The sequence below is a fragment of the Vibrio ezurae NBRC 102218 genome, from assembly GCF_000467185.1.
GTDB classification, from domain to species: domain Bacteria; phylum Pseudomonadota; class Gammaproteobacteria; order Enterobacterales; family Vibrionaceae; genus Vibrio; species Vibrio ezurae.
In genome coordinates, this window is sequence record NZ_BATM01000037.1 from 80,009 (window position 1) to 101,798 (window position 21,790).

Annotated in this window: 21 protein-coding genes; 16 read left to right on the forward strand and 5 right to left on the reverse strand. The window is 44.5% G+C overall.

Annotated elements, in window-relative coordinates:
- The first annotated feature begins 57 nt into the window (after positions 1–57).
- The 13 genes from gspD to cysQ all read left to right on the forward strand — a co-directional run bounded on the left by gspD (position 58) and on the right by cysQ (position 11,876).
- Positions 58–2,082 (forward strand): type II secretion system secretin GspD, encoded by a 2,025-nt coding sequence (gene gspD / locus VEZ01S_RS11520; protein WP_021714221.1) that lies wholly within the window; start codon positions 58–60, stop codon positions 2,080–2,082.
- On the forward strand, positions 2,082–3,590 hold the full coding sequence (gene gspE / locus VEZ01S_RS11525; RefSeq protein WP_021714222.1) for a type II secretion system ATPase GspE: 1,509 nt from the start codon (positions 2,082–2,084) through the stop codon (positions 3,588–3,590). Before gspD ends, gspE begins: the two co-directional genes overlap by 1 nt.
- Entirely contained in the window at positions 3,590–4,807 is a 1,218-nt protein-coding gene (gene gspF, locus VEZ01S_RS11530) for a type II secretion system inner membrane protein GspF (RefSeq protein WP_021714223.1), read from the forward strand. The genes gspE and gspF overlap by 1 nt, the downstream gene beginning before the upstream one ends.
- A 31-nt stretch (positions 4,808–4,838) precedes the next feature.
- Positions 4,839–5,282, forward strand: coding sequence for a type II secretion system major pseudopilin GspG (gene gspG / locus VEZ01S_RS11535; RefSeq protein ID WP_021714224.1), 444 nt, complete (start codon positions 4,839–4,841; stop codon positions 5,280–5,282).
- 56 nt (positions 5,283–5,338) lie between these two features.
- Positions 5,339–5,893, forward strand: coding sequence for a hypothetical protein (locus VEZ01S_RS11540; RefSeq protein WP_052032223.1), 555 nt, complete (start codon positions 5,339–5,341; stop codon positions 5,891–5,893).
- Positions 5,880–6,239, forward strand: a complete 360-nt coding sequence (gene gspI / locus VEZ01S_RS11545; protein WP_021714226.1) for a type II secretion system minor pseudopilin GspI — start codon at positions 5,880–5,882, stop codon at positions 6,237–6,239. Before VEZ01S_RS11540 ends, gspI begins: the two co-directional genes overlap by 14 nt.
- Complete coding sequence (gene gspJ / locus VEZ01S_RS11550; RefSeq protein WP_021714227.1) at positions 6,223–6,864, forward strand: type II secretion system minor pseudopilin GspJ; 642 nt, start codon at positions 6,223–6,225, stop codon at positions 6,862–6,864. Before gspI ends, gspJ begins: the two co-directional genes overlap by 17 nt.
- On the forward strand, positions 6,845–7,906 hold the full coding sequence (gene gspK, locus VEZ01S_RS11555) for a type II secretion system minor pseudopilin GspK (protein ID WP_040890818.1): 1,062 nt from the start codon (positions 6,845–6,847) through the stop codon (positions 7,904–7,906). Before gspJ ends, gspK begins: the two co-directional genes overlap by 20 nt.
- Positions 7,875–9,134, forward strand: a complete 1,260-nt coding sequence (gene gspL / locus VEZ01S_RS11560; protein ID WP_021714229.1) for a type II secretion system protein GspL — start codon at positions 7,875–7,877, stop codon at positions 9,132–9,134. The genes gspK and gspL overlap by 32 nt, the downstream gene beginning before the upstream one ends.
- Complete coding sequence (locus tag VEZ01S_RS11565) at positions 9,134–9,634, forward strand: type II secretion system protein M (protein WP_021714230.1); 501 nt, start codon at positions 9,134–9,136, stop codon at positions 9,632–9,634. The genes gspL and VEZ01S_RS11565 overlap by 1 nt, the downstream gene beginning before the upstream one ends.
- Positions 9,634–10,407 carry a type II secretion system protein N gene (locus VEZ01S_RS11570; RefSeq protein ID WP_021714231.1) on the forward strand — a complete coding sequence of 258 codons (774 nt, stop codon included), beginning with the start codon at positions 9,634–9,636 and terminating at the stop codon, positions 10,405–10,407. The genes VEZ01S_RS11565 and VEZ01S_RS11570 overlap by 1 nt, the downstream gene beginning before the upstream one ends.
- Positions 10,408–10,494: 87 nt before the next feature.
- Positions 10,495–11,055, forward strand: a complete 561-nt coding sequence (gene nudE, locus VEZ01S_RS11575) for an ADP compounds hydrolase NudE (RefSeq protein ID WP_040890836.1) — start codon at positions 10,495–10,497, stop codon at positions 11,053–11,055.
- 2 nt (positions 11,056–11,057) lie between these two features.
- Entirely contained in the window at positions 11,058–11,876 is an 819-nt protein-coding gene (gene cysQ / locus VEZ01S_RS11580) for a 3'(2'),5'-bisphosphate nucleotidase CysQ (protein ID WP_439654011.1), read from the forward strand.
- Positions 11,877–11,881: 5 nt separating this feature from the next.
- On the opposite strand, the gene bioH is transcribed toward cysQ, so the two are convergent.
- A complete protein-coding gene (gene bioH / locus VEZ01S_RS11585; protein ID WP_021714234.1) occupies positions 11,882–12,646 on the reverse strand; it encodes a pimeloyl-ACP methyl ester esterase BioH in 765 nt (254 codons plus the stop codon).
- Between the two features lie 251 nt (positions 12,647–12,897).
- Here bioH and VEZ01S_RS11590 point away from each other — a divergent pair, with 251 nt between their 5' ends.
- Both VEZ01S_RS11590 and nfuA read left to right on the forward strand, forming a co-directional pair.
- The gene (locus VEZ01S_RS11590) at positions 12,898–13,578 is read left to right on the forward strand and encodes a ComF family protein (RefSeq protein WP_235868507.1); all 681 of its coding nucleotides are present in this window, start codon (positions 12,898–12,900) and stop codon (positions 13,576–13,578) included.
- A gap of 155 nt (positions 13,579–13,733) precedes the next feature.
- Entirely contained in the window at positions 13,734–14,324 is a 591-nt protein-coding gene (gene nfuA / locus VEZ01S_RS11595) for a Fe-S biogenesis protein NfuA (RefSeq protein ID WP_040890821.1), read from the forward strand.
- Positions 14,325–14,400: 76 nt separating this feature from the next.
- On the opposite strand, the gene envZ is transcribed toward nfuA, so the two are convergent.
- The 4 genes from envZ to VEZ01S_RS11615 all read right to left on the reverse strand — a co-directional run bounded on the left by envZ (position 14,401) and on the right by VEZ01S_RS11615 (position 19,178).
- Positions 14,401–15,798, reverse strand: coding sequence for a two-component system sensor histidine kinase EnvZ (gene envZ, locus VEZ01S_RS11600; RefSeq protein ID WP_021714237.1), 1,398 nt, complete (start codon positions 15,796–15,798; stop codon positions 14,401–14,403).
- Between the two features lie 16 nt (positions 15,799–15,814).
- Entirely contained in the window at positions 15,815–16,534 is a 720-nt protein-coding gene (ompR, locus tag VEZ01S_RS11605) for an osmolarity response regulator transcription factor OmpR (RefSeq protein WP_021714238.1), read from the reverse strand.
- A 217-nt stretch (positions 16,535–16,751) separates the two neighbouring features.
- A complete protein-coding gene (greB, locus tag VEZ01S_RS11610; protein ID WP_021714239.1) occupies positions 16,752–17,252 on the reverse strand; it encodes a transcription elongation factor GreB in 501 nt (166 codons plus the stop codon).
- Between the two features lie 27 nt (positions 17,253–17,279).
- On the reverse strand, positions 17,280–19,178 hold the full coding sequence (locus VEZ01S_RS11615) for an ATP-dependent zinc protease family protein (protein WP_040890823.1): 1,899 nt from the start codon (positions 19,176–19,178) through the stop codon (positions 17,280–17,282).
- Between the two features lie 225 nt (positions 19,179–19,403).
- On the opposite strand from VEZ01S_RS11615, the gene VEZ01S_RS11620 reads away from it, so the two are divergent.
- The gene (locus VEZ01S_RS11620; protein ID WP_021714241.1) at positions 19,404–21,740 is read left to right on the forward strand and encodes a Tex family protein; all 2,337 of its coding nucleotides are present in this window, start codon (positions 19,404–19,406) and stop codon (positions 21,738–21,740) included.
- The last annotated feature ends 50 nt before the right edge of the window (positions 21,741–21,790 follow it).

Here is a 21,790-nt window from a genome sequence, read left to right on the forward strand (position 1 = left end):
CTCTGACAAATGAAGCATGCTAGGCATCGAGTGCCATTGATTTTTTGGGAGTATCAAGTGAAAGGTTGGTTTAGCAAGAGTGCATGGCTACTATTGGGTAGTCTTATATGTACACCAGCATTTAGTGCCGATGAATTTAGTGCCAGCTTTAAAGGCACAGATATTGGCGAGTTCATCAACATTGTTGGCCGAAACTTAGAAAAAACCATTATTGTTGACCCTTCGGTTAGGGGAAAGATTGATGTTCGTAGCTACGATGTACTGAACGAAAAGCAGTATTATCAGTTCTTCCTTAGTGTCCTTGAGGTGTACGGTTTTGCCGTTGTAGAAATGGAAAACGGCGTCATCAAGGTAATTAAAGCTAAGGATGCGAAAACATCAGCGGTTCCTGTTGTTGGAGACAACAAGATTAAAGGTGATGCTGTGGTCACGCGTGTGGTGGCTGTTCGCAATGTCTCAGTACGAGAGCTCTCCCCATTGCTTCGTCAGCTGAATGATAACGCTGGCGCAGGTAACGTTGTTCACTATGATCCTGCCAACATTATCTTAATCACAGGCCGTGCGGCGGTTGTTAACCGTTTAGCTGAGATTATTGAGCGAGTGGATAAAGCGGGCGATAAATCGATTGAAGTCGTGCCATTAAAATTTGCATCAGCGGCGGAAATGGTGCGTATTGTTGAGGCTTTGAACAAAACCACAGAAGCGAAAAATACTCCGGCTTTCTTGCAGCCAAAATTAGTTGCGGATGAACGCACTAACTCAGTATTGATCTCAGGGGATCCTCAAGTGCGTAAGCGCTTGAAAAAAGTGGTGTCTCAGCTTGATAAAGAGATGGAAGTTAAAGGCAACAACCAAGTTATTTACTTGAAAAATGCCAATGCTGAAGATTTAGTTGAAGTGCTGAAAGGCGTTTCGGACAACTTAGCCGCAGCTAAGAAAACTGCGCAGGGTGCAGCTGCAGCTCGAAATTCTAAGTCGGACGTGATGATTTCAGCGCACAAAGGTACGAACTCCCTCGTGATTACTGCGCCGCCAGATATTATGAAAGCATTGCGTGATGTGATTGCTCAGCTTGATATTCGTCGTGCTCAAGTATTGATCGAAGCACTTATTGTTGAAATGTCAGAAGGCGATGGCGTCAACCTAGGCGTGCAATGGGGTAACTTAGAAACCGGCGCTGTTGTTCAGTACGGTAATACGGGTGCGTCTATCGGCCAAGTTATGGTTGGTCTAGAAGAAGCAAAAGATCAAACTCGAACAGAGTACTACACCGATAACAATGGTAACCGTCGTCCATACGATGTTACTGAGTCTGGTGACTACTCCACTCTAGCCAGTGCATTAAGTGGTGTGAACGGCGCTGCTGTCAGCTTGGCTATGGGAGATTGGACTGCTCTGATTAATGCAGTAGCAACAGATTCTAACTCGAACATTCTGTCATCTCCGAGCATTACCGTAATGGATAATGGCGAGGCATCTTTCATTGTTGGTGAAGAAGTTCCTGTATTGACGGGGTCAACTTCAGGTTCAAACAATGAAAACCCATTCCAAACCGTTGATCGTAAAGAAGTGGGTATCAAGCTTAAGGTTGTACCTCAGATTAACGAAGGGGACTCTGTGCAATTGAAGATTGAGCAGGAAGTTTCAAACGTATTAGGTGCTAATGGTGCGGTAGATGTTCGTTTTGCGAAACGTCAGTTAAATACTTCGGTGATGGTACAAGATGGTCAAATGCTGGTGCTTGGTGGTTTGATTGATGAACGTGCCATGGAAAGTGAATCGAAAGTACCGCTACTGGGTGATATTCCTTGGTTAGGACAATTATTCCGTTCAACCAGTACTCAGGTTGAAAAGAAAAACCTAATGGTATTCATTAAGCCAACCATTATTCGTGATGGTATGACGGCTGATGGTATTACACAGCGTAAATACAACTACATTCGTGCAGAGCAACTGTACAAAGCAGAAGAAGGTCTAAAACTTCTCCCTGATGACTTGATTCCAGTTATGCCGAAATACGGTGATGAGGCAAGTCGTCCAAAAGAGTTTCAAGCCTTTATTGAGCAAGTGGACCATAAGTAATGGAAAGCGGAGCATTCTCAACATACAAAGCCGGTACAACACGCTTACCGTTTGGTTTTGCTAAGCGTTTTAGTGTTGTACTTGAGCCCAATGAAAAGGGTGACGCATACCAATTGTTTTATGTCGCTCCAATGCCAACGTCGACGTTGTTAGAGGCCATGCGCGTGTCACCTTTGCCAATTCAATTGATTGAGATGAATAAGCATGATTTTGAATCGAAACTTTCAGATTCTTATCAGCGCGATTCTTCTGAAGCTAGACAGCTAATGGAAGACATTGGTGCAGATAACGATGACTTCTTCTCATTGGCGGAAGAAATTCCGCACAATGAGGACTTATTAGAAGCCGAAGATGACGCGCCAATTATCAAGCTGATCAACGCCATGTTGGGTGAGGCAATCAAAGAAGGGGCTTCAGATATTCATATCGAGTCCTTTGAAAAGCACCTTTCTATTCGTTTCCGTGTGGATGGCGTATTGCGTGATGTCTTAGCGCCTAGCCGCAAACTGGCCCCTTTGTTGGTGTCCAGGGTTAAGGTTATGGCAAAACTGGATATCGCTGAGAAGCGTGTACCACAAGATGGTCGTATTTCACTATTGATTGGTGGACGAGCGGTGGATGTGCGTGTTTCTACTATGCCTTCCTCTCATGGTGAGCGTGTGGTTATGCGTCTATTGGATAAAAACGCCACTCAGCTTGATCTCGACAGCTTAGGTATGTCTTCGCACAACCACGTGCGTCTACAAAGCTTAATTCAAAAACCGCACGGTATTATCTTAGTGACAGGCCCTACAGGTTCAGGTAAATCCACCACCTTGTATGCCGGCTTGCAGGAACTTAACAGTGCCGAGCGTAATATCCTAACGGTTGAAGACCCGATTGAATTTGATATTGATGGCATTGGTCAAACTCAAGTAAACCCTAAGGTTGATATGACCTTTGCGCGGGGTTTAAGAGCAATTCTGCGTCAAGACCCTGACGTCGTAATGATTGGTGAGATTCGTGACCTTGAGACTGCTCAGATTGCGGTACAAGCGTCTTTAACCGGTCACTTGGTAATGTCTACACTGCACACCAACACAGCCGTCGGTACTATCACACGTTTAAGAGATATGGGCATTGAGCCTTTCTTAATCTCTTCTTCTCTATTGGGTATTTTAGCGCAACGATTGGTGCGTACACTGTGTAAAGAGTGTCGCGAACCTTATCAAGCCGATGCTGAACAGAAGAAATTGTTCCAGCTTGAAGCCGATGACGACTTAGTACTTTATCGACCAAAAGGGTGTGAGCATTGTAATAACAAAGGTTACAAAGGCCGTACTGGTATCCATGAATTGCTGGTGGTTGACGAAAGCGTACAGTCATTGATTCATGGTGAGCAAAGCGAACAAGAGATTGAACACGTTGTGCGTCAATCTACGCCAAGCATTCGCCAAGACGGTTTGAACAAAGCAAGGGCTGGCAAAACGACCCTAGAAGAAGTGATGAGAGTTACTAGGGAAGAATAATGGCTGCATTTGAATATAAAGCGCTAGATGCGAAAGGTCGTCAGAAAAAAGGCGTAACCGAAGGTGATAACGCTAGGCAAGTTAGGCAACGCTTGAAAGAGCAAGGCTTAATGCCTATTGAAATCAATGAGACTCAGACCAAGAAAAAGTCATCTAAGTCTCGTGGTTTTCAGCGCGGTATCAGCACGCCGGATCTTGCGTTATTGACGCGTCAATTATCGACCCTTGTTCAAGCAGGTATGCCTTTAGAAGAGTGTTTAAGGGCGGTTGCGGAACAATCTGAAAAAGCGCACATTCGCAGCATGTTAGTGAGTGTTCGCTCTAAGGTTGTTGAAGGTTACACTTTAGCTGACAGTATGAGTGAATACCCTGCGGTCTTCGATGACTTATTCTGCGCTATGGTGGCGGCAGGTGAAAAATCAGGACACTTAGACGCGGTTCTAGAGCGTCTTGCCGATTACGCCGAAAAACGTCAAAAATTACGTTCAAAACTACAACAAGCCATGATCTACCCAATCATGCTGACCTTGATCGCGGTCGCGGTTATTGGTTTTTTGCTGGCTACCGTTGTTCCCAAAATTGTCGATCAGTTTGTGCAAATGGGACAAGAGCTACCAACCTCAACTCAGATCTTGATCAATGCCAGTACCTTTGTTCAAGACTATGGTGTACTCGTCGTTGTTAGTGTTGTCGTACTGATTGTTGGCATTAAGATTTTATTGAAAAAGCCTGAGCTAAGATTACGCTGGGACGGTCGTGTATTAAACGTTCCTGTGATTGGCCGTGTTGCTCGAGGCTTAAATACTTCGCGTTTTGCTCGTACCTTAGCCATATGTTCGGCAAGTGCCATTCCTCTTTTAGATGGGATGATTGTTGCCGCAGACGTTATGGGTAATAAGTTCTTTAAGAAGCAGGTCCTTGAAGCTTCAGATAAAGTGCGAGAAGGGGGAAGTTTGCGTCACTCTTTGCAACAGAGCAAACTGTTCCCGCCTATGATGCTGCACATGATTGCCAGTGGTGAGCAATCGGGAGAGCTTGAACAAATGTTGACTCGTGCGGCAGATAACCAAGACCAAGATTTTGAATCTCAGGTGAACATGGCGTTAGGGGTTTTTGAACCATTGCTGATTGTATTTATGGCAGGGATCGTACTATTTATTGTAGTGGCAACTATGATGCCACTGCTTGAACTGAATAACTTGGTATCGGGTGCTTAGTTAGTTATTACCCGAGTGTATGGAGAAAAAAATGAAACGAAATAAGAAGCAACAAGGCTTTACCTTGCTAGAGGTTATGGTTGTTGTGGTAATCCTAGGTATTTTAGCCAGCTTTGTTGTTCCTAACTTGTTAGGCAACAAAGAGAAAGCGGATCAACAAAAAGCGATTACCGATATTGTTGCATTAGAAAATGCACTAGATATGTATAAGCTGGACAACAGTGTTTACCCAACAACAGACCAAGGTTTAGATGCTCTGGTAAGTCGTCCTACAGGTTCTCCTGAGCCTCGTAACTACCGTGCTGACGGTTATATTCGTCGTCTTCCAAAAGACCCATGGGGTTATGATTATCAGTACCTAAGCCCTGGTGACAATGGCAATATTGATATCTTCACTTTAGGTGCTGATGGTCAAGATGGAGGCGAAGGTTCATCAACTGATATTGGTAACTGGAACCTGCAAGACTTCCAGTAATCTAGCTTGTGGCAAGACAGCATAAAAAACAGCGTGGCTTTACCTTACTAGAAATCATGTTAGTCATGGTTTTGGTCTCGGTAAGTGCCATTGCTGTGGTCATTAACTTACCTCAAAGTAGCTCTGATGCGGCGCAAACGCGTTCTCAGCAGCTCTTTCAGCGCCTAACTATGTTGCATCAAGATGCAATTCTTAATGGTTGGGATTTGGGTATACGTTTTGATCCGGCAGGAAAAAAATATCGATTACTCAAACTGACCAAAGACGGTTGGCAAGCGTTAGAGCATCGTAGAATCCCCGCTGATACAGAACTGGAAGATGGCTTAACACTTGCGTGGGAATTAGGTGATGGCACTTGGGGTAAGCAAGATACTTTGTTTAATCAAGAGTCCTTGTTTGACGAAGAGATGTTCGCCAAAGAAGAGAAGAAAAAACAAGAACCGCCTCCACAAGTCTTTATTCTTTCAAGTGGTGAGTTAACTCCGTTTGAAGTGTATATCTACCCTAGCTCTGAAGCTCAAGGGGATGACAACTGGCGAGTCGCTGCGTTAGAAAACGGCAGTGTTAAGTTGCTTAAGCCGGGTGAGGAGCTAAAAGATGAAGTCCGCTAAAGGTATGACTTTACTGGAAGTTCTTATTGCTCTGGCTATTTTTGCGACAGCGTCAATGAGTGTCGTTCGTGCGGTAACTCAACACATTAATAGTATTGGCTATTTAGAGCAGAAAACCTTTGCAGGTATGGTTGCAGATAATCAAATGGCCTTGATGATGCTGGCTGAGCCACCGACAACGGCGCGCAAGGGAAGCTCTGAATTAGCTGGGCAGGAATGGTATTGGACGATTACTCCCGTATCAACGGGCAATGATTATTTGCGCGCTGTTGATGTGAGTGTATCGACCAATCAAAACGGGGATAACCCTTTGGTGACGGTGAGAAGCTATGTCCCGTTACAATAGAATCAAAGGTTTTACTTTAATTGAGGTACTGGTTGCGATTGCAGTCTTTGCCAGTTTGAGTATTGCCGCCTACCAAGTGGTGTTTCAGGTTCAACTGAGTAATACGCAGTCTCAAGAAAAGCTCGGTCGTCTACAGCAGGTACAGGCCACATTGGTGTATTTAGACAGTGATTTTCGCCAGATCGCCGTGCGTCATTTTCGTAATGACGGGGAAGAAAAAGGCGAATCACTGCTTTATTGGAAAGACAATTTACTCGACTCTGACAGCAAAGGCGTATTGTTTACTCGTTTGGGGTGGATCAATCCGCAACAACAATTTCCTCGCGGAGAAATCACTAAAGTGGGTTATCGACTTCGAGGAGATAAATTAGAGCGTGTATGGTGGCGATACCCTGATACCCCGGTGGGACAAGAAGGCATCGTGACACCGCTTCTGGATAAGGTCGAGAAGTTCGATATGCGTTTTTATAATGGCGAAGCATGGGTAAAAGAGTGGACCGATGGCGATGCTCTACCAAAAGCGATCGCGGTGGATTTAACGCTGGAAGATTATGGCAAGTTAGAACGTATCTACCTTACTGCAGACGGTAAGCTTGAGAGGATCAATGAAGATACGCCAGAATAATCTATCACAGCCAAGTGGCAGAATGTATAAAGCTCGCCATCAACAGCAAGGCGTTGCTTTGATCATTGTGTTGCTGCTATTGGCGGTCATGACTGCGATTGCCGCTACCATGTCAGAGCGTTTGATGCTCAGTGTAGATAGGGCTGGTAATCAAGTGAATAACCAGCAAGCTTATTGGTACGCGATTGGCGTTGAAGCATTAGCGAAATACGGTATTCAGCAAAGTCTTGAAGACGATGAAACGGTAAACTTAAGCCAGCCATGGGCAATGGATGAACAAACATATCCGTTGGAGTATGGTGAAGCAAGAGGTGTTATCCGCGATATGCAGGCGTGTTTTAATGTGAATGCGTTGGCTGCGGTGGAACTGGATGCAACAACCAGTACGCGCCCTTATTTGCTCGAAGTTTGGCGTACATTGCTCGAAGAGGCAGGGCTCGATAGCTATCAAGCTGAGGTGGTTGCTGATTCTACATGGGAATACTTAGACGATAATGATGTGGTGACCACTCAATCTGGCGTGGAAGATGCTACCTATGAGGGGCTTTCTCCTGCTTATATGGCATCCAATGGATTAATGGCCGATCTGAGTGAACTAAGAAGTGTCTATCAGATGAATGGACCGGCCATGACGCAAATTTCTTGGTTAGCTTGTGCATTACCGACGGATGACTTGCGTATCAATGTGAATACCATCAGAACTTGGCAAGCTAAGTTGCTTGTGGCTTTGTTTAATTCTGAAATCAGTGAAGAACAAGCACAAAAAGTGATTGAAGACCGCCCATACGATGGCTGGGAGAGTACCGATGATTTTCTCTCTGAGCCAGATATTGCAGGCGTTAGCGACGATATAAAAAGTAAAGCCAAAGCGTATCTATCAGTGGACAGTAAGTACTTTGAATTAGATACAGAAGTATTTGTGCAGGATGCTCGAGTTCGCTTGAGAAGCCTGCTTTATAGTGAAAATAAAGACGAATCGCGAGTAGTACGCCGACGATTTGGAGGAATTAGTGAGCGAAATCCTGACAGTTCGGCTCAGTAGGCAGAATTTAAACACAATCCCATGGCTGGTTTGGTCTTCAACCGAAGACGAAATTATCGCGAGTGGAGAACTCAACGGTTTGGCACAGCTTGATGAGCTTGCCAGTTATGCAACCGACCGAAATGTGGCCTTATTACTTGATGGACAAGATGTTGCCTTGAAAGAGGTATCGGTCCCTGCTGGTGCGACTCGCCAGTTTGCCACTATGTTGCCTTTTCTTCTTGAAGAAGAGCTAGCTCAAGATATTGATGAACTGCATTTCTCTATTCTTAAGCTAGCTGGTGACAAGGCGTGGATTGCAGCTGTAGATAAAAGCTACTTTAAACAATGCATTGCGTACTTTACCGAAGCGGGTATTGAACTGCATAAAGTCTTGCCTGATGTGCTATCACTCCCTTTAGAAGAAGCGGGTGTGACGGTGCTTCCTTGGGATGCGCATTATTTGATTCGTCAGAATCAGTTCCAAGGTATGACATTATCAGAAGAGCTCGTACCGTTTGTATTGACTCAAATGTTGTCGGTTGCCCCAAGCGATGACGGCGAGACAGAGGATGAGTCGGCTTCAACTGAGCAAGCGATCGCGAGTATTCAATCTTTTGGTCAACTTCCTGACGCGATACAAGAGTCTGTCTCAGTCAAGATAGATGAATTGCCTGCTGAGCTACCCATGGCGTTGCTGGCTAAAAACGCTCAACTGTCCACAGTGAACTTATTGAGCGGTGAGTTTAAAAAACAGGCTTCTTGGTTAAAGAACATCAAATTGTGGCGTGCGCCGGCTATCGCAGCTTTGATCTTGTTGGTGGTATTTAGTATCAATACTTACATGAATGTGAGTCAAATTGAGTCGAAAGCCACGGCGTACCGAGCCGAAAGTGAACGTATTTTTAGAGCGGTGTTCCCTGATAAGCGTCGTATTCCAACCGTCAGCTATTTAAAACGACAAATGACGGATGAAAAAACGCGATTGAACGGTGGCACTGTGAGCGCTCCGTTGATTACTTGGATGTTGGAAGTTCAAGAGTCGTTGAAAGGCATGGATAAAGTGAAGATTCAGAGTGTTAAATTTGATAGCAATCGTGAAGAGCTGCGAATTCAAGCTCAAGCGAGTGACTTCCAGACTTTTGAACAGCTTCGAGTTGCTTTGTCTGACAAATTCTCTGTCGATCAAGGTCAGATAAATCGCGATGGCGATTTGGTCAGCAGCAGCTACGTGCTGAAGGTGAAATAATGCGCAGATTACAAGAGTCCATCTTGGGGTATTGGAGCGGTATTAGCTTGCGAGAGCAGCGTATGCTTATTATCGCTATTGGTTTTGGCGTGGCAGGCTTGCTGTATTGGGGCGGCTTTGCGCCGTTAAAACAAAAGAGTGAGTTGGCTCAGACTCGTTTGATCCGTGAAACTCAACTACTCAGCTGGGTGCAAAAAGAAGCAAATGAGATCACTGAGTTACGTAAAACAAGCAACGCTCCTACCATCTCTAATCAGCCGTTAAACCAAGTGTTATCCACCTCAACACGTCGCTTTAATATTGAGCTGATTCGACTTCAGCCTCGTGAAGATATGGTTCAGGTGTGGGTTAAACCTGTTGCGTTTAATCAGTTAATGAACTGGTTATTGTTTTTGCGTCAGGAAAGAGGGGTTGATGTCGCTTTCTTAGACATCACGGAAACAGAAAAGCCCGGTGTGGTTGAGATCAGCCGTTTACAGTTTAAGAAAGCAGGTAGTTAATGTTTGGGATCAGTTTTAAAAAGCTTTTCGGCTACGGTTTTTTGTTATTGGTCGTGTTTCTATGTAGCGTGATTGTGCATTTACCGGCCAAGTTTGCCCTAGAGCAATTACCTCGTATCAATGGGTTAAACATCTCTGGTGTGAGTGGAACCTTATGGAAAGGCACGGCCAAGGACGTTACATGGCAAGAGTACGGTTTTGGTGAAGTGAATTGGGATCTGCAAGGGTGGAAGCTGTTGCAGGGCAAAGCTGAACTGAACGTGCGATTGGGCCGCAATAGTGCATTGGATCTAACAGGCCGAGGGACGGTGGGCTATAGCCTTAGTGGTCCCTATGCAAGCAGCCTAATTTTATCTATTCCGGCTAAACAAGTACTTAAATATGTGGATATTCCAGCGCCGATTTCCATTGATGGCCAACTTGATTTGGCGGTGAAAGATTATCAGTATGCGAGTCCTTGGTGTCAAACGGGTACCGCAAAACTGGTATGGAATAACAGCAAGGCTTCATCTCCGATGGGCGATTTAGATCTCGGTAATATTGTGTCTGATGTCAGTTGTACCGACAATCAGCTAACAGCAAAAGGTCATCAAGATACCGCTCAAGTTTCCAGTCAATTTACCGCTTCTATGCATGCGGATATGAGCTACGATCTGGATGCATGGTTTAAGCCTGGTGCTGAGTTTCCTCAGAAGTTAGGACAACAGCTTAAATGGCTAGGTGAACCTAATGGACAGGGGCAATACCCATTTGTGTATTCTGGTCGCTTATAATCGATGATGTATCTTGTAAGAATATTCAGACATTTAACGGAGTTGGTGTAAAGTTAATACCGTAAATCAACGAAGAGGCCAATGAAAATGACAGGCAGTACAAAGCCAAAGATCTTACACAAAGCCGAGGTTGCGCGTTCGCGTTTATTTTGCGTTGAGGCTTTGGATTTAGAGTTTTCTAATGGTGAGCGACGCACCTACGAACGGATGCGCCCTTCGGGTCGAGATGCGGTAATGATGGTTCCCTTGACGGCTGATGGGGACCTTTTGCTAGTGAGAGAATATGCCGCAGGTACTGAGAGTTATGAGCTTGGCTTCCCTAAAGGGCTCATTGATGCAGGTGAAACGCCAGAAGAAGCAGCAAATCGAGAGTTAAAAGAAGAGATTGGCTTCGGGGCGAACAGCGTGGTACCGCTAAAACAAGTGATTCTTGCTCCGTCCTACTTTTCTAGCAAAATGACCCTCTTTGTTGTTCAAGACCTCTACCCAGAAACATTAGTGGGTGATGAGCCTGAACCTTTGACATTGATTCGTTGGCCTCTTGCTCAAGCCGATGAGTTACTCTCACATATGGATTTTTGTGAGGCTCGCAGCATTAGTGCCCTGATGCTCGCACAGCGATATTTTGCTCAATTAAAGGATGAATAGTGATGAGACAAGACCTTTCCCACTTATTGCCGAATGTGATAGAAATTGCTCGCTCTGCCGGGCAGCTCATCCTCGATATCTATTTAAAGCGAGATTACGAAGAGTTTATTAAATCGGATGATACTCCGGTGACCAGTGCTGATTTAGCTGCCCATAAATTGATTATGGAGCGTTTATCTGAGCTTACTCCTGATATTCCTATCTTATCTGAAGAAGACTCCGATATTAGCTTAGCTGAGCGTGAGCAGTGGGAACGTTACTGGCTCGTTGACCCGCTTGACGGCACTCAGGAATTTATTGCCCGTAGTGGTGATTTTGCCACTATCATTGCCTTGGTTGAAAAAAATAAACCAGTAATGGGAGTGGTTTACGCACCAGTTTCGGGTGTGGTGTATTATGCCTATCAAGGGAAAGGGGCCTGGAAGATCCCGGATATGGATGAGAACATCCGTATCAAAACTCATACTCATGAGCTTGCTAAGCAAAATATTGCGATTGCCATCAGCCGTCGCCAAGACATCAATCGAATTACTGACCGAATGAGCAATAAATGGAACTACGAACTCATGCCATTGGGCTCTGCAGCATTAAAAGCCTGCTTAGTTGCTGAAGGCAGTGCGGATTGCTATTTGCGTTTAGGGCCTACTGGAGAATGGGATACTGCTGCAACCCAGTGTATTGTTGAAGAGGCGGGCGGTACTATCCTTGATACGCAATTAACGCCTTTATCCTACAATTTACGCGAAACACTGGAGAACCCAAACTTCATTGTTATCGGTGATCGCAACCTTCCTTGGAATGAGATCCTAACTCAAGACTAGCCTCTCTATAGCTGCTTTATTAAGTCACAAAAGGCCTGTTTTTCGCTCATAAAAGGAGCGTGAGAAGAGGCCTTAAATATATGTGACTCTGTCTGTAGCTGTTGGTCCAATACAGACGCTACTTTCACCGGAACTAATCCATCTAGACGACCATATAAACGGTGTACGGGTATTTCAATGTCGTTGAGCTGTTGGCGATAGTCAACGGTGGCTAATAGCTCAAGCCCTAGATGCAGCGCATTAGGATTTGGCATTGGGCGAGAGAGCACGGCACTTTTCAGTTGCTTGACATCCTGTCTTGCTGATGGACTGCCCATGGCTTGCAGTGCCATAAACCTCTCTATTGTCCCTTGAAAATCGTCGGTCAGTTGGCTGGTAAAGTCGTTGAGTACTTTTGGTGCTATGCCTCGCCATATACGTCCTTCTGCGGCGAAACGCGGTGAACTGGCAAGCGTGATCAGTTTAGAGACACGTACAGGTTGGTGGATTGCAATGTGTGTAGCAATCAACCCACCTAGAGACCAACCTAGCCATATCGCTTGTTGTGGCGCATCCGCTAATACTGCTTGTGCGATATCCGCAATAGAAGTGCTAGGTATTTGATGGCTGTGTCCATATCCTGGTAGATCGACTACATGTACGCAAAAATGTTGACTTAATTCGTCAACGACTTGATGCCAAACGGCGCCGTTCATTCCCCAGCCATGGATCAGAATGAGGTTTTCTCCTTCACCAAAGACATCCCAATGCAATTTTGATTGTAAGCTCATCCCTTTACCTATTTATCTACAACGCTCATTGATAGCGTTATTTATTATGAAGTGATTGATACGTCATACTCTTTTCAGTCCTGATTAAATCATCTATGGACTAGACATATTAAGGAGTATGTACGGGTAAACATTAGGGGAAGATTATTGGAAATCGACAATTAACTCAATGTCTGAGTTCGGTTCTTAGCTACCTATCTCAGTTGGCGTTTAAGCTGTTAGGGTCATCTTGCTATGGTTGTGATAATCCAGTGTCAGGGAAAGCATTAGAGGCCGGCGAGGATAGAGATAAATGGTGCGACACATGCCATGATAAGCTCACGCCTATTACTCGTTGTGAAATGTGTGGCGTTCATACCGCCACAGCGATGCGACGCTGCGGTCAATGTATTACCTGCCCACCGACATGGGATAAACTTTTTTGTGTGACTGAATATCAGGCCCCTTTGTCGGGGTTTATTCACAAGCTAAAGTATCGTCGACAAGTTTGGCACGCCAAAGAATTAGGCTCATTACTGGCAAGGCAAATTAATGACCCGGCACCGATATTATTGTCGGTGCCTTTGCATTGGAGGCGCCAGTTGTGGCGAGGCTTTAATCAAAGTGATTATCTTGCTGGGTATTTACAGCAGCAATTTTATGCGTACGGTAAGTCGCACGTGACCTACCTACCCAAAGCGCTCTCCCGCGTTAAAGTAACTCGAAATCAGATGGGGTTAAATCGTCGTCAGCGACTGACGAACTTGAGAAAAGCATTTTTACTGTCACCGAATGCTGTGTCTCTTTTACAAAATCAGCCCCATGTCGCCTTAATCGATGATGTCGTGACGACGGGGAGCACGGTTAGCGAAATCTGTTTGTTACTCAAAGAACACGGTGTGCAAAGAATTGATATTTATTGTATTTGTCGAGCATCTCCGGTTACCTTGTAAACCCTTGTGCTATATCGTATCGAATTGAACTTGCATCATATTGTCTGTTATCACTGTTCATTATCCATGTATGGCATTGCCAATACATGTTTGAAAAAAAAGCCGAACAGAGTAGAATATGGATAATAACCTACAGAATTACTCAGGTATTTATCGTGTCTAATACAATTATTATTACAGAATCTGCTCAGTCGCATTTTGCTAACTTATTGTCGCAGCAAGCAGAGGGAACAAACATTCGAGTATTCGTGGTCAATCCAGGAACTCAAAGTGCAGAGTGTGGTGTTTCTTACTGCCCACCAGAAGCGGTAGAAGCTACTGATACAGAGCTATCGTTTGAGGCGTTCTCTGCATACGTAGACGAGCTTAGCTTGCCATTTTTAGAAGATGCCGAGATTGATTATGTCACTGACAAAATGGGTTCTCAGTTAACATTGAAGGCACCAAATGCAAAAATGCGTAAAGTCGCTGACGATGCCCCTCTGTTGGAGCGTGTCGAGTACGTTATTCAAACTCAAGTTAACCCACAACTTGCGAGTCACGGCGGCCACTTAAGTTTAGTGAAGATCACTGACGATGGTGTGGCACTCGTGCAGTTTGGTGGCGGTTGTAACGGCTGCTCTATGGTGGATGTGACGCTAAAAGACGGCATTGAAAAACAATTGCTTGAAGAGTTTTCGGGTGAGTTGGTTGCGGTTAAAGATGCGACTGAACATGAGCAAGGTGAGCACTCTTACTACCAGTAATACGCTCAAGTATTTAAGAATAAAAAGCGGAGTTCGATGCATTCGAACTCCGCTTTTTTATAGCTATCGGAGAAGGTTACTTTGTCTTTTTCTGCTGATAGACATCAAAGGTTAATTTTACGATTAGTCCGCCTTCATTACGGTTACTCATCTCAATGCTACCATTGTGCTCTGCAATGATTCTTTTGACGATAGAGAGGCCTAAGCCTGTCCCTTCACTGCCTCTTGAGGTATCACCACGAGTGAAAGGCTCAAAGACTTTTTGCATTTGCTCATCGTCAATGCCTGGTCCATTGTCTTCTATGGTTATCCATACCTTATTGTTTGTCGATCCTGTTTTGATACCAATCCAATTGTTGCCATAACGTTTAGAGTTGACTAGCAGGTTACTCAACGTACGTCTTATTGGGATGTAACTGGCATAAATATCAGGTAAATCAGGCTTTAACTGAATATCAAAGGTGTAGTTAACAATGTCTTTGTTCAATTCACTCTCTAGTGCTTCACCTTCAATTGAGCCGCCGGATTGATAGATTTTTAGCGCCCATTCAAGCTCTCCAACCATGTTGTTGAGGTTAAGGTTGCTAAAGTCATTGCGATCGATAGGTTTTAGGTAATCGATAAACTGAGCAATGATTTCATTACACTCTTCAATATCTTGGATCATACCATCCGCTAAATAGCTGTCTTGATCTGACATCATTTCAGTGGCTAAGCGAATTCGGGTAAGTGGGGTTCGAATATCGTGGCTGACACCAGCAAGCATTAAGCGTCGGTCCGTCTCAAGCTCTTCAATCCCTCTTGCCATTTTATTGAACGACTTGGTTACCGCGCGAATCTCGGTCGTGCCATTTTCAGGAAGAGGGTCAGGGATGACACCGTTTCCAACACTAATAGCGGCGGACTCAAGATCTTTTAAGGGCCTGTTTTGCCAGCGAATAAAGCCCCAGCCCCCTAATATGAACAAGATAGTAATGAGTAAACTATTGATGAATAGGGGTTTAAATTCATCTTGAGTGAGCTCAGTTAAGGGGATTCTAAGAATCCAGTTCGGCATCACATCAAGCTTAATCCACAACAGGTAGCTTTTGTTGTCTCTTGCTAACCGTGCTTCGGCAGGGGATCCTATCTCTTCGGTGATTTCATCACTCATAAAATCAAGATAGAAGGCTTTTTGAAATTCTTCTTCGGCAGCGCCAGCCATTGGGTGAACGCTCACTCCAAGTCTGAGTAGCAGGGCTTGTCTTAAAGGACTAGTACGTTCACTTTCGGGGATGCCAAGTTCAGATTCTTGGCGAATGCGCGCATACTCTTCGGTAACGAGATTTATCTCGTAAGAGAGTATGCGGTTGAATTGTTTAAGGCTGGGGAGTAATGCGTAGTTAAAAATCGCGTAGTAAGAAAAAGCCTGGCTAGCAATCAACAGTGCAATAAAACCGATGATTGATTGAGTTATCGAACTACGCGATCGCATTAAATATCCTAAAAAATTATACTTTTTTACCGTCTGGTACAAATACGTAACCTAGACCCCATACAGTTTGAATGTAACGAGGATGACTTGGGTCTTCTTCAAGGATACGACGTAGACGAGAGATTTGCACATCTATCGAACGTTCCATTGCTGAGTATTCACGTCCACGAGCAAGGTTCATCAATTTATCACGAGACATAGGTTCACGCGCGTTGGTCACAAGGATCTTTAATACCGCAAATTCACCAGAAGTTAGAGGGATAAGCTCTTCACCGCGATACATTTCGCGGGTGCCTAGGTTAAGTGCGAACTCGCCAAACTCAACGATTGCTTCTTCTGAACTCGGAGCTCCCGGAGCTTCAACAGATTGACGGCGCAGTACTGCTTTCGCACGTGCTAACAGTTCTCTAGGGTTAAAGGGCTTAGGTAAGTAATCATCAGCACCAACTTCTAGCCCAACAATTCGATCTATCTCATCACCTTTTGCCGTTAGCATTAGGATAGGCAAGGTATTGTTTGCGCTACGCAGACGACGGCAGATGGATAGACCATCTTCACCCGGCAGCATAAGATCGAGAATCATTAAGTTAAAATTTTCGCGAGTTAACAGACGATCCATTTGATCGGCATTCGCAACAGAGCGAACTTGGAACCCTTGCTCAGAAAGGTAGCGCTCAAGTAACGAACGAAGGCGAGCGTCGTCATCGACAACTAAAATTTTGAAGTTTTCTTGCATTGTATAGAACCTACTTAATCCAATTTTTAAATTTAAAAGTGGGAGTTGCGAGTGCGAGCAAGTAGTCCGTCACTTTTGCAAATTCGCTCCTTATCACACCTGAATGATAATACTTTTGGAAATGTAACAAAGCTGAATCGATTATAGAGAGATAAAGTGTTAGATAATATTAACAGCGTCTAATAAAAAATATTTTTACTGAGGTAACTCATTATTTTTATTTGATTTTGTACCAATCAGGTATTTGGTAATTGATTTTGTTCACAAACCACTCTTTTGTGCCTTCTGGGGTTCTAACCAGCACTTCATCGTCTACTTCTTTTTTTAATAGAGCGCGCGCCATAGGGGAATCTATGGAGATATACTGCTTTACGTCGTCGCCGTAAATCTCATCGGGCCCGACAATGCGAAAGCGTTTTAGCTCACCTTGCTCGTTTTCTATTTCCACCCAAGCACCAAAAAAAACCTTACCATCTTGAGCACTAGCGTAGTCGACCACTTTAAGGTCAGGCAGTCTTTTGCGCAGATAGCGAACGCGACGATCAATTTGGCGTAATAAACGCTTATTGTACTGATAATCAGCGTTCTCGGAGCGGTCACCTAGGCTCGCCGCCCAAGTGACAATTTTGGTGACTTCTGGACGACGTTCGTGCCACAGGTAGTCATGTTCTTGTTGTAGCTTGTTATAGCCTTCTCGGGTAATTAAATTCGTTTTCATCTAATAGTGTCGTTCATAATAAGTGTGCTACTTACCTAATAGATAAGTCTGGTCACTGCTGACTACAACCCCATATTTAAGGAAGTTTTTACCTAATATCATGCTGTATTCAAAGCGGCTTCTATCTTGCAGGTTAACACGCACGCTTTGATTTACCTCACCAAGTTTGACATTCATGAGTACCACTGGGCGCTCGTTGGGTTTTTCTCCCGCTTTGGCGCGAATACGCATTACATCCACCACTTCTTTAGTGAACTTTTGCGTAAGCCCGTCTGCATTTTGGTAATCAAAGCTCACCATAGGTTGGCCATTTTCTTCAAAGCGCTTGATGTTAAGGGCATTGATTGAACTAATGTCGGCACCGGTATCCAGTTTTACAGGAAAGGTTAGGTTTTCCACTTGCGCGGTTTCGATAAAGCCAGCTTGAAACAGTGGCTGTGGAGTGAGTAAGTCTTCGCTTCGGGTGTTAATCAGTACCCCTTGTTTATGAAAAGCACGGCCAATAGCAAAATAAGGGTCACTGCCTTTATCTGTGGCTTCCAAAGCAAATTCTAATGTCATCTCTTTGCCGCCAATAGTGATGCTCTCTTTAAGTATTGGGCGCACGTTATTGCCGATGCGTATTTTACGTTCTACTTTTTTGATGACTTTTTTGTCATGTCCATTGTTACTTGGAATGTAGAAACTGGCTTGTTCACCACTTTTGCCTTTACTTAGCTCAAAGCTGTCCACAAATAATACTGGGGTATTGATGGCAAAAGAGGGTTTTGCATCGACAGGCGTGTTGTCGATATAAATCACTTCGTGCGGAGTTACCATTAATGGATTTTTGCTATCCAGCAGCGAGCTCAATTTTTTGCTTTGAGTGTGGAGCACATGTTTGTCACTGGTGTTAATCACAAAGTACTTGCTCAGGGTGTTTTTACCAAGACGAAGTTGTGAGCTGTATTTAGAGCGGTCTTTAAGGTAAGCCAAGATTGGGGTTTTAAAGTCGCCTGCTGTTACGGGCACAAATACTAAAGGGCGTTTTTCTCCACCTACTCTGAGCATGCGCTCTAATGGCAGAGTCAGCGTGGTGCTGTCATCTTTGTTACCCGTGTCGAAGGTGACGGTGTGTTTGTCTTGATCGACTTTGATATTAGTCGCGTGTATTTGGCTATAGCTATTGACCAGTGAGAAGCTGGTTTTTAGGGATATATCATCGACAAAAAAGGTTTCGCTGCGCCCGACAATATGGGCGTCATTTTGTGACTGCAGATAGTCATAACCGGCAAATACCCATGCATTTTTTTTAAGGAAAGTCTTACCAATCAGAATAGGAGCGGAGAAGTTACTTCTGTCGGTTAAGTTGACGTCGGTATCAACCGTTACTCCAGCAATTTGCAGAGGAATAGTAATTACGGGGCGATATAAAGGGATTTCACTGGTGCGACTGCGGATAACGCTAGTGCGAGCCAGTGGTCTTTCAAGAGCAATCACTTCCCCTGTGGTGGGATGACGAAGATCAAACTTCACAATACCTTGAATATTTCTTTCAGGGGTATCAAAACTTTCTAGCCACCAGTTACTTTTGGGGCCGCCAAACTCATCGACGATGGTTTGCATCAACTCGGTATCTTGCAGTCCTTTATATTTGGGGTTGTTGCTGTATACGTGGATATTTTCAGCATGCATAGAGGTGGTATCGGCACCGGTATCGATTTTGCCAATAAAGGCTTGTCCTTCAAGGCCATCAATATCTTGGTAATACACGTTTTCGATACGCCCTAATACAACCTTATCTTGCCATTTTAAGGCAGGGTCGGCGGTAGTATAAGCCTGCTGATTCTCATTCATCATGATTGGAGAGTCTCCTTCTTCGGCCAGTACAGGCAGGCTTGCTAAAGAGGCAATGAGCAATGACAGCGGCTTGGTTATATTTTTCATTATCAACATCCATGTCTAATCCAGTTTCTAGCAACTGAGTATTTGAAGAGTAACCTTGTTTAATTCTAACCAACAATCAGTAACTTGCAGGCAAATGTTAGGTTAAATCTTTAATTTAACTCGTTGACCACAGTTTATTGGGGCTAATCATTGTTTTGAGATCTGGTTTTTCTGACATTTGCCCCCATAGTTAGTTGCAAACATTAAGGAAATAAGTGAATTAAGATGAGTCAGACGATTTTTCAGATTATTGCCACTGAGCTAAACGTCTCCACCCAACAGGTGACGGCTACGGCCAACCTGATTGATGAGGGAAATACCGTACCGTTTATTGCTCGTTATCGAAAAGAAGTGACCGGTGGGCTTGATGATACCCAATTGCGTACTCTAGACAGCCGTTTGACTTACCTTCGTGAGCTTGCCGATCGCAGACAAGCGATCCTTAAATCTATTTCTGAGCAGGGAAAACTGACAGCAGAATTAGAAAAAGAGATTAATCAGGCTGACAATAAGACTCGTCTTGAAGATCTTTACTTGCCGTACAAACCAAAGCGTCGCACTAAAGGTCAAATTGCGATTGAAGCCGGATTGGAGCCGCTAGCGGATGCTATCTGGAATGACGCTTCTTTGGTGCCAGAAACCGTGGCGCAGGATTACTTAAACCCAGAGCAAGGTATTGTTGATACTAAAGCGGCGCTAGATGGTGCAAGAGCCATAGTGATGGAGCGTATTGCTGAAGATGCTGATCTATTGGAAAAACTAAGAGCGTATCTTAATAAACATGCTCAATTACAATCTCGCGTTGTATCTGGAAAGGAAGCAGCAGGTGAGAAATTTAAAGATTACTTTGAGCATGATGAAGCCATTAGTCGCGTCCCATCGCACCGTGCGCTAGCTATGCTTCGCGGTCGTAATGAAGGCTTTTTACAGCTGTCATTAAATGCTGACCCTGCGCAAGACCCTTCAATCCGCAGTTCATATTGCGAAACGATCATTGCCGACCACTACCGCATTTCATTAAGTGATGCTCCTGCTGATACTTGGCGTAAACAGGTGATTAGTTTTGCGTGGCGCGTAAAAGTGTCCATGCACTTGGAAACAGAGTTGATGTCGGCGATGAAAGAGCGCGCCGAAATTGATGCGATTGAAGTGTTTGCGACTAACTTAAAAGATTTGTTGATGGCAGCACCTGCAGGGCCTCGCGCCACTTTAGGTTTAGATCCTGGCTTAAGAACAGGTTGTAAAATTGCCGTGGTCGATGGCACAGGCAAGGTATTGGCTACAGAGGTGATTTATCCGCACGCACCGCAAAAGCAATACGATAAATCGTTGCAAATCATCGACCGTTTAATCAAACAACATAATGTTGATTTGGTGGCGATCGGTAATGGCACCGCTTCTCGTGAGTCAGACAGCTTTATTGGTGAGCTGATTAAAAACGGTACTAAGGTACAAAAAATAGTGGTGAGTGAAGCGGGCGCTTCGGTGTATTCCGCTTCTGAGCTCGCCGCCAAAGAATTTCCTAATATGGATGTTTCTTTACGTGGCGCGGTTTCTATCGCCAGACGCTTGCAAGACCCGCTGGCAGAATTGGTTAAGATTGATCCTAAATCTATCGGTGTGGGCCAATATCAACATGATGTGGGTCAATCCTCACTGGCAAAACGTCTAGATGCTGTTGTTGAAGACTGTGTGAATGCGGTGGGCGTGGATGTGAATACAGCCTCTGCTGCTCTGCTTAACCGTGTGGCGGGCTTATCGACGACATTGGCACAAAACATTGTGGCTCATCGTGATGAAAACGGCCGCTTTGAAAGCCGTGCTAGCCTTAAGAAAGTGGCGCGTATGGGGCCAAAAGCCTTCGAACAAAGTGCCGGCTTCTTGCGCATTATGAATGGTCGTAATCCTTTAGATGCTTCTTCTGTTCACCCAGAAGCTTATCCAGTAGTTAAAAACATTGCTGAAAAAACCAGTAAGCCAATCTCAAACTTGATTGGCGATAGCGGCTTTTTAGGTAAGCTAAATGCTATCGACTTTATTGATGATAAGTTTGGTTTGCCTACGGTTACCGACATTATTAAAGAGTTGGATAAGCCGGGACGCGATCCAAGACCTGAATTTAAAACCGCGACTTTTGCTGAGGGAATCGACAAGGTTTCTGATTTAGAAGTGGGTATGGTACTCGAAGGTGTGGTTTCCAACGTGGCTAATTTTGGCGCTTTTGTGGATATTGGCGTACACCAAGATGGATTGGTGCATATTTCGGCGCTGACCGATAAATACGTTTCTGATCCTCGAGAGGTGGTAAAAGCGGGCGATATTGTGAAGGTTAAGGTAATGGAAGTGGATATTCAGCGTAAACGTATTGCACTGTCTATGCGCTTAAATGATCAGCCGGGTCAAGATAATCGCACTAGTCGCGGGCAGGCTAATAAAGACAATAAACGTCCAGCGCGCAATGAGCGCCGTGATAACCGCTCGTCTGCAGGCTCCAGTCTGGGAGGCGGTTTAGGTGGTGCGATGGCGGCAGCATTTGCCAATGCAGATAAGAAGCGTCGCTAAAAATCGTTTACTTTTAGAACTTAATAAGAGCCTCAATTGAGGCTCTTATT

Bases quoted from the DNA above. Each gene is read 5' to 3' on its own strand.
- gspE (WP_021714222.1), top strand. From the start codon at position 2,082: ATGGAAAGCGGAGCATTCTCAACATACAAAGCCGGTACAACACGCTTA.
- gspF (WP_021714223.1), top strand. From the start codon at position 3,590: ATGGCTGCATTTGAATATAAAGCGCTAGATGCGAAAGGTCGTCAGAAA.
- gspG (WP_021714224.1), top strand. From the start codon at position 4,839: ATGAAACGAAATAAGAAGCAACAAGGCTTTACCTTGCTAGAGGTTATG.
- VEZ01S_RS11540 (WP_052032223.1), top strand. From the start codon at position 5,339: ATGTTAGTCATGGTTTTGGTCTCGGTAAGTGCCATTGCTGTGGTCATT.
- gspI (WP_021714226.1), top strand. From the start codon at position 5,880: ATGAAGTCCGCTAAAGGTATGACTTTACTGGAAGTTCTTATTGCTCTG.
- gspJ (WP_021714227.1), top strand. From the start codon at position 6,223: ATGTCCCGTTACAATAGAATCAAAGGTTTTACTTTAATTGAGGTACTG.
- gspK (WP_040890818.1), top strand. From the start codon at position 6,845: ATGAAGATACGCCAGAATAATCTATCACAGCCAAGTGGCAGAATGTAT.
- VEZ01S_RS11565 (WP_021714230.1), top strand. From the start codon at position 9,134: ATGCGCAGATTACAAGAGTCCATCTTGGGGTATTGGAGCGGTATTAGC.
- VEZ01S_RS11570 (WP_021714231.1), top strand. From the start codon at position 9,634: ATGTTTGGGATCAGTTTTAAAAAGCTTTTCGGCTACGGTTTTTTGTTA.
- nudE (WP_040890836.1), top strand. From the start codon at position 10,495: ATGACAGGCAGTACAAAGCCAAAGATCTTACACAAAGCCGAGGTTGCG.
- cysQ (WP_439654011.1), top strand. From the start codon at position 11,058: ATGAGACAAGACCTTTCCCACTTATTGCCGAATGTGATAGAAATTGCT.
- bioH (WP_021714234.1), bottom strand. From the start codon at position 12,646: ATGAGCTTACAATCAAAATTGCATTGGGATGTCTTTGGTGAAGGAGAA.
- envZ (WP_021714237.1), bottom strand. From the start codon at position 15,798: ATGCGATCGCGTAGTTCGATAACTCAATCAATCATCGGTTTTATTGCA.
- ompR (WP_021714238.1), bottom strand. From the start codon at position 16,534: ATGCAAGAAAACTTCAAAATTTTAGTTGTCGATGACGACGCTCGCCTT.
- greB (WP_021714239.1), bottom strand. From the start codon at position 17,252: ATGAAAACGAATTTAATTACCCGAGAAGGCTATAACAAGCTACAACAA.
- VEZ01S_RS11615 (WP_040890823.1), bottom strand. From the start codon at position 19,178: ATGAAAAATATAACCAAGCCGCTGTCATTGCTCATTGCCTCTTTAGCA.
- VEZ01S_RS11620 (WP_021714241.1), top strand. From the start codon at position 19,404: ATGAGTCAGACGATTTTTCAGATTATTGCCACTGAGCTAAACGTCTCC.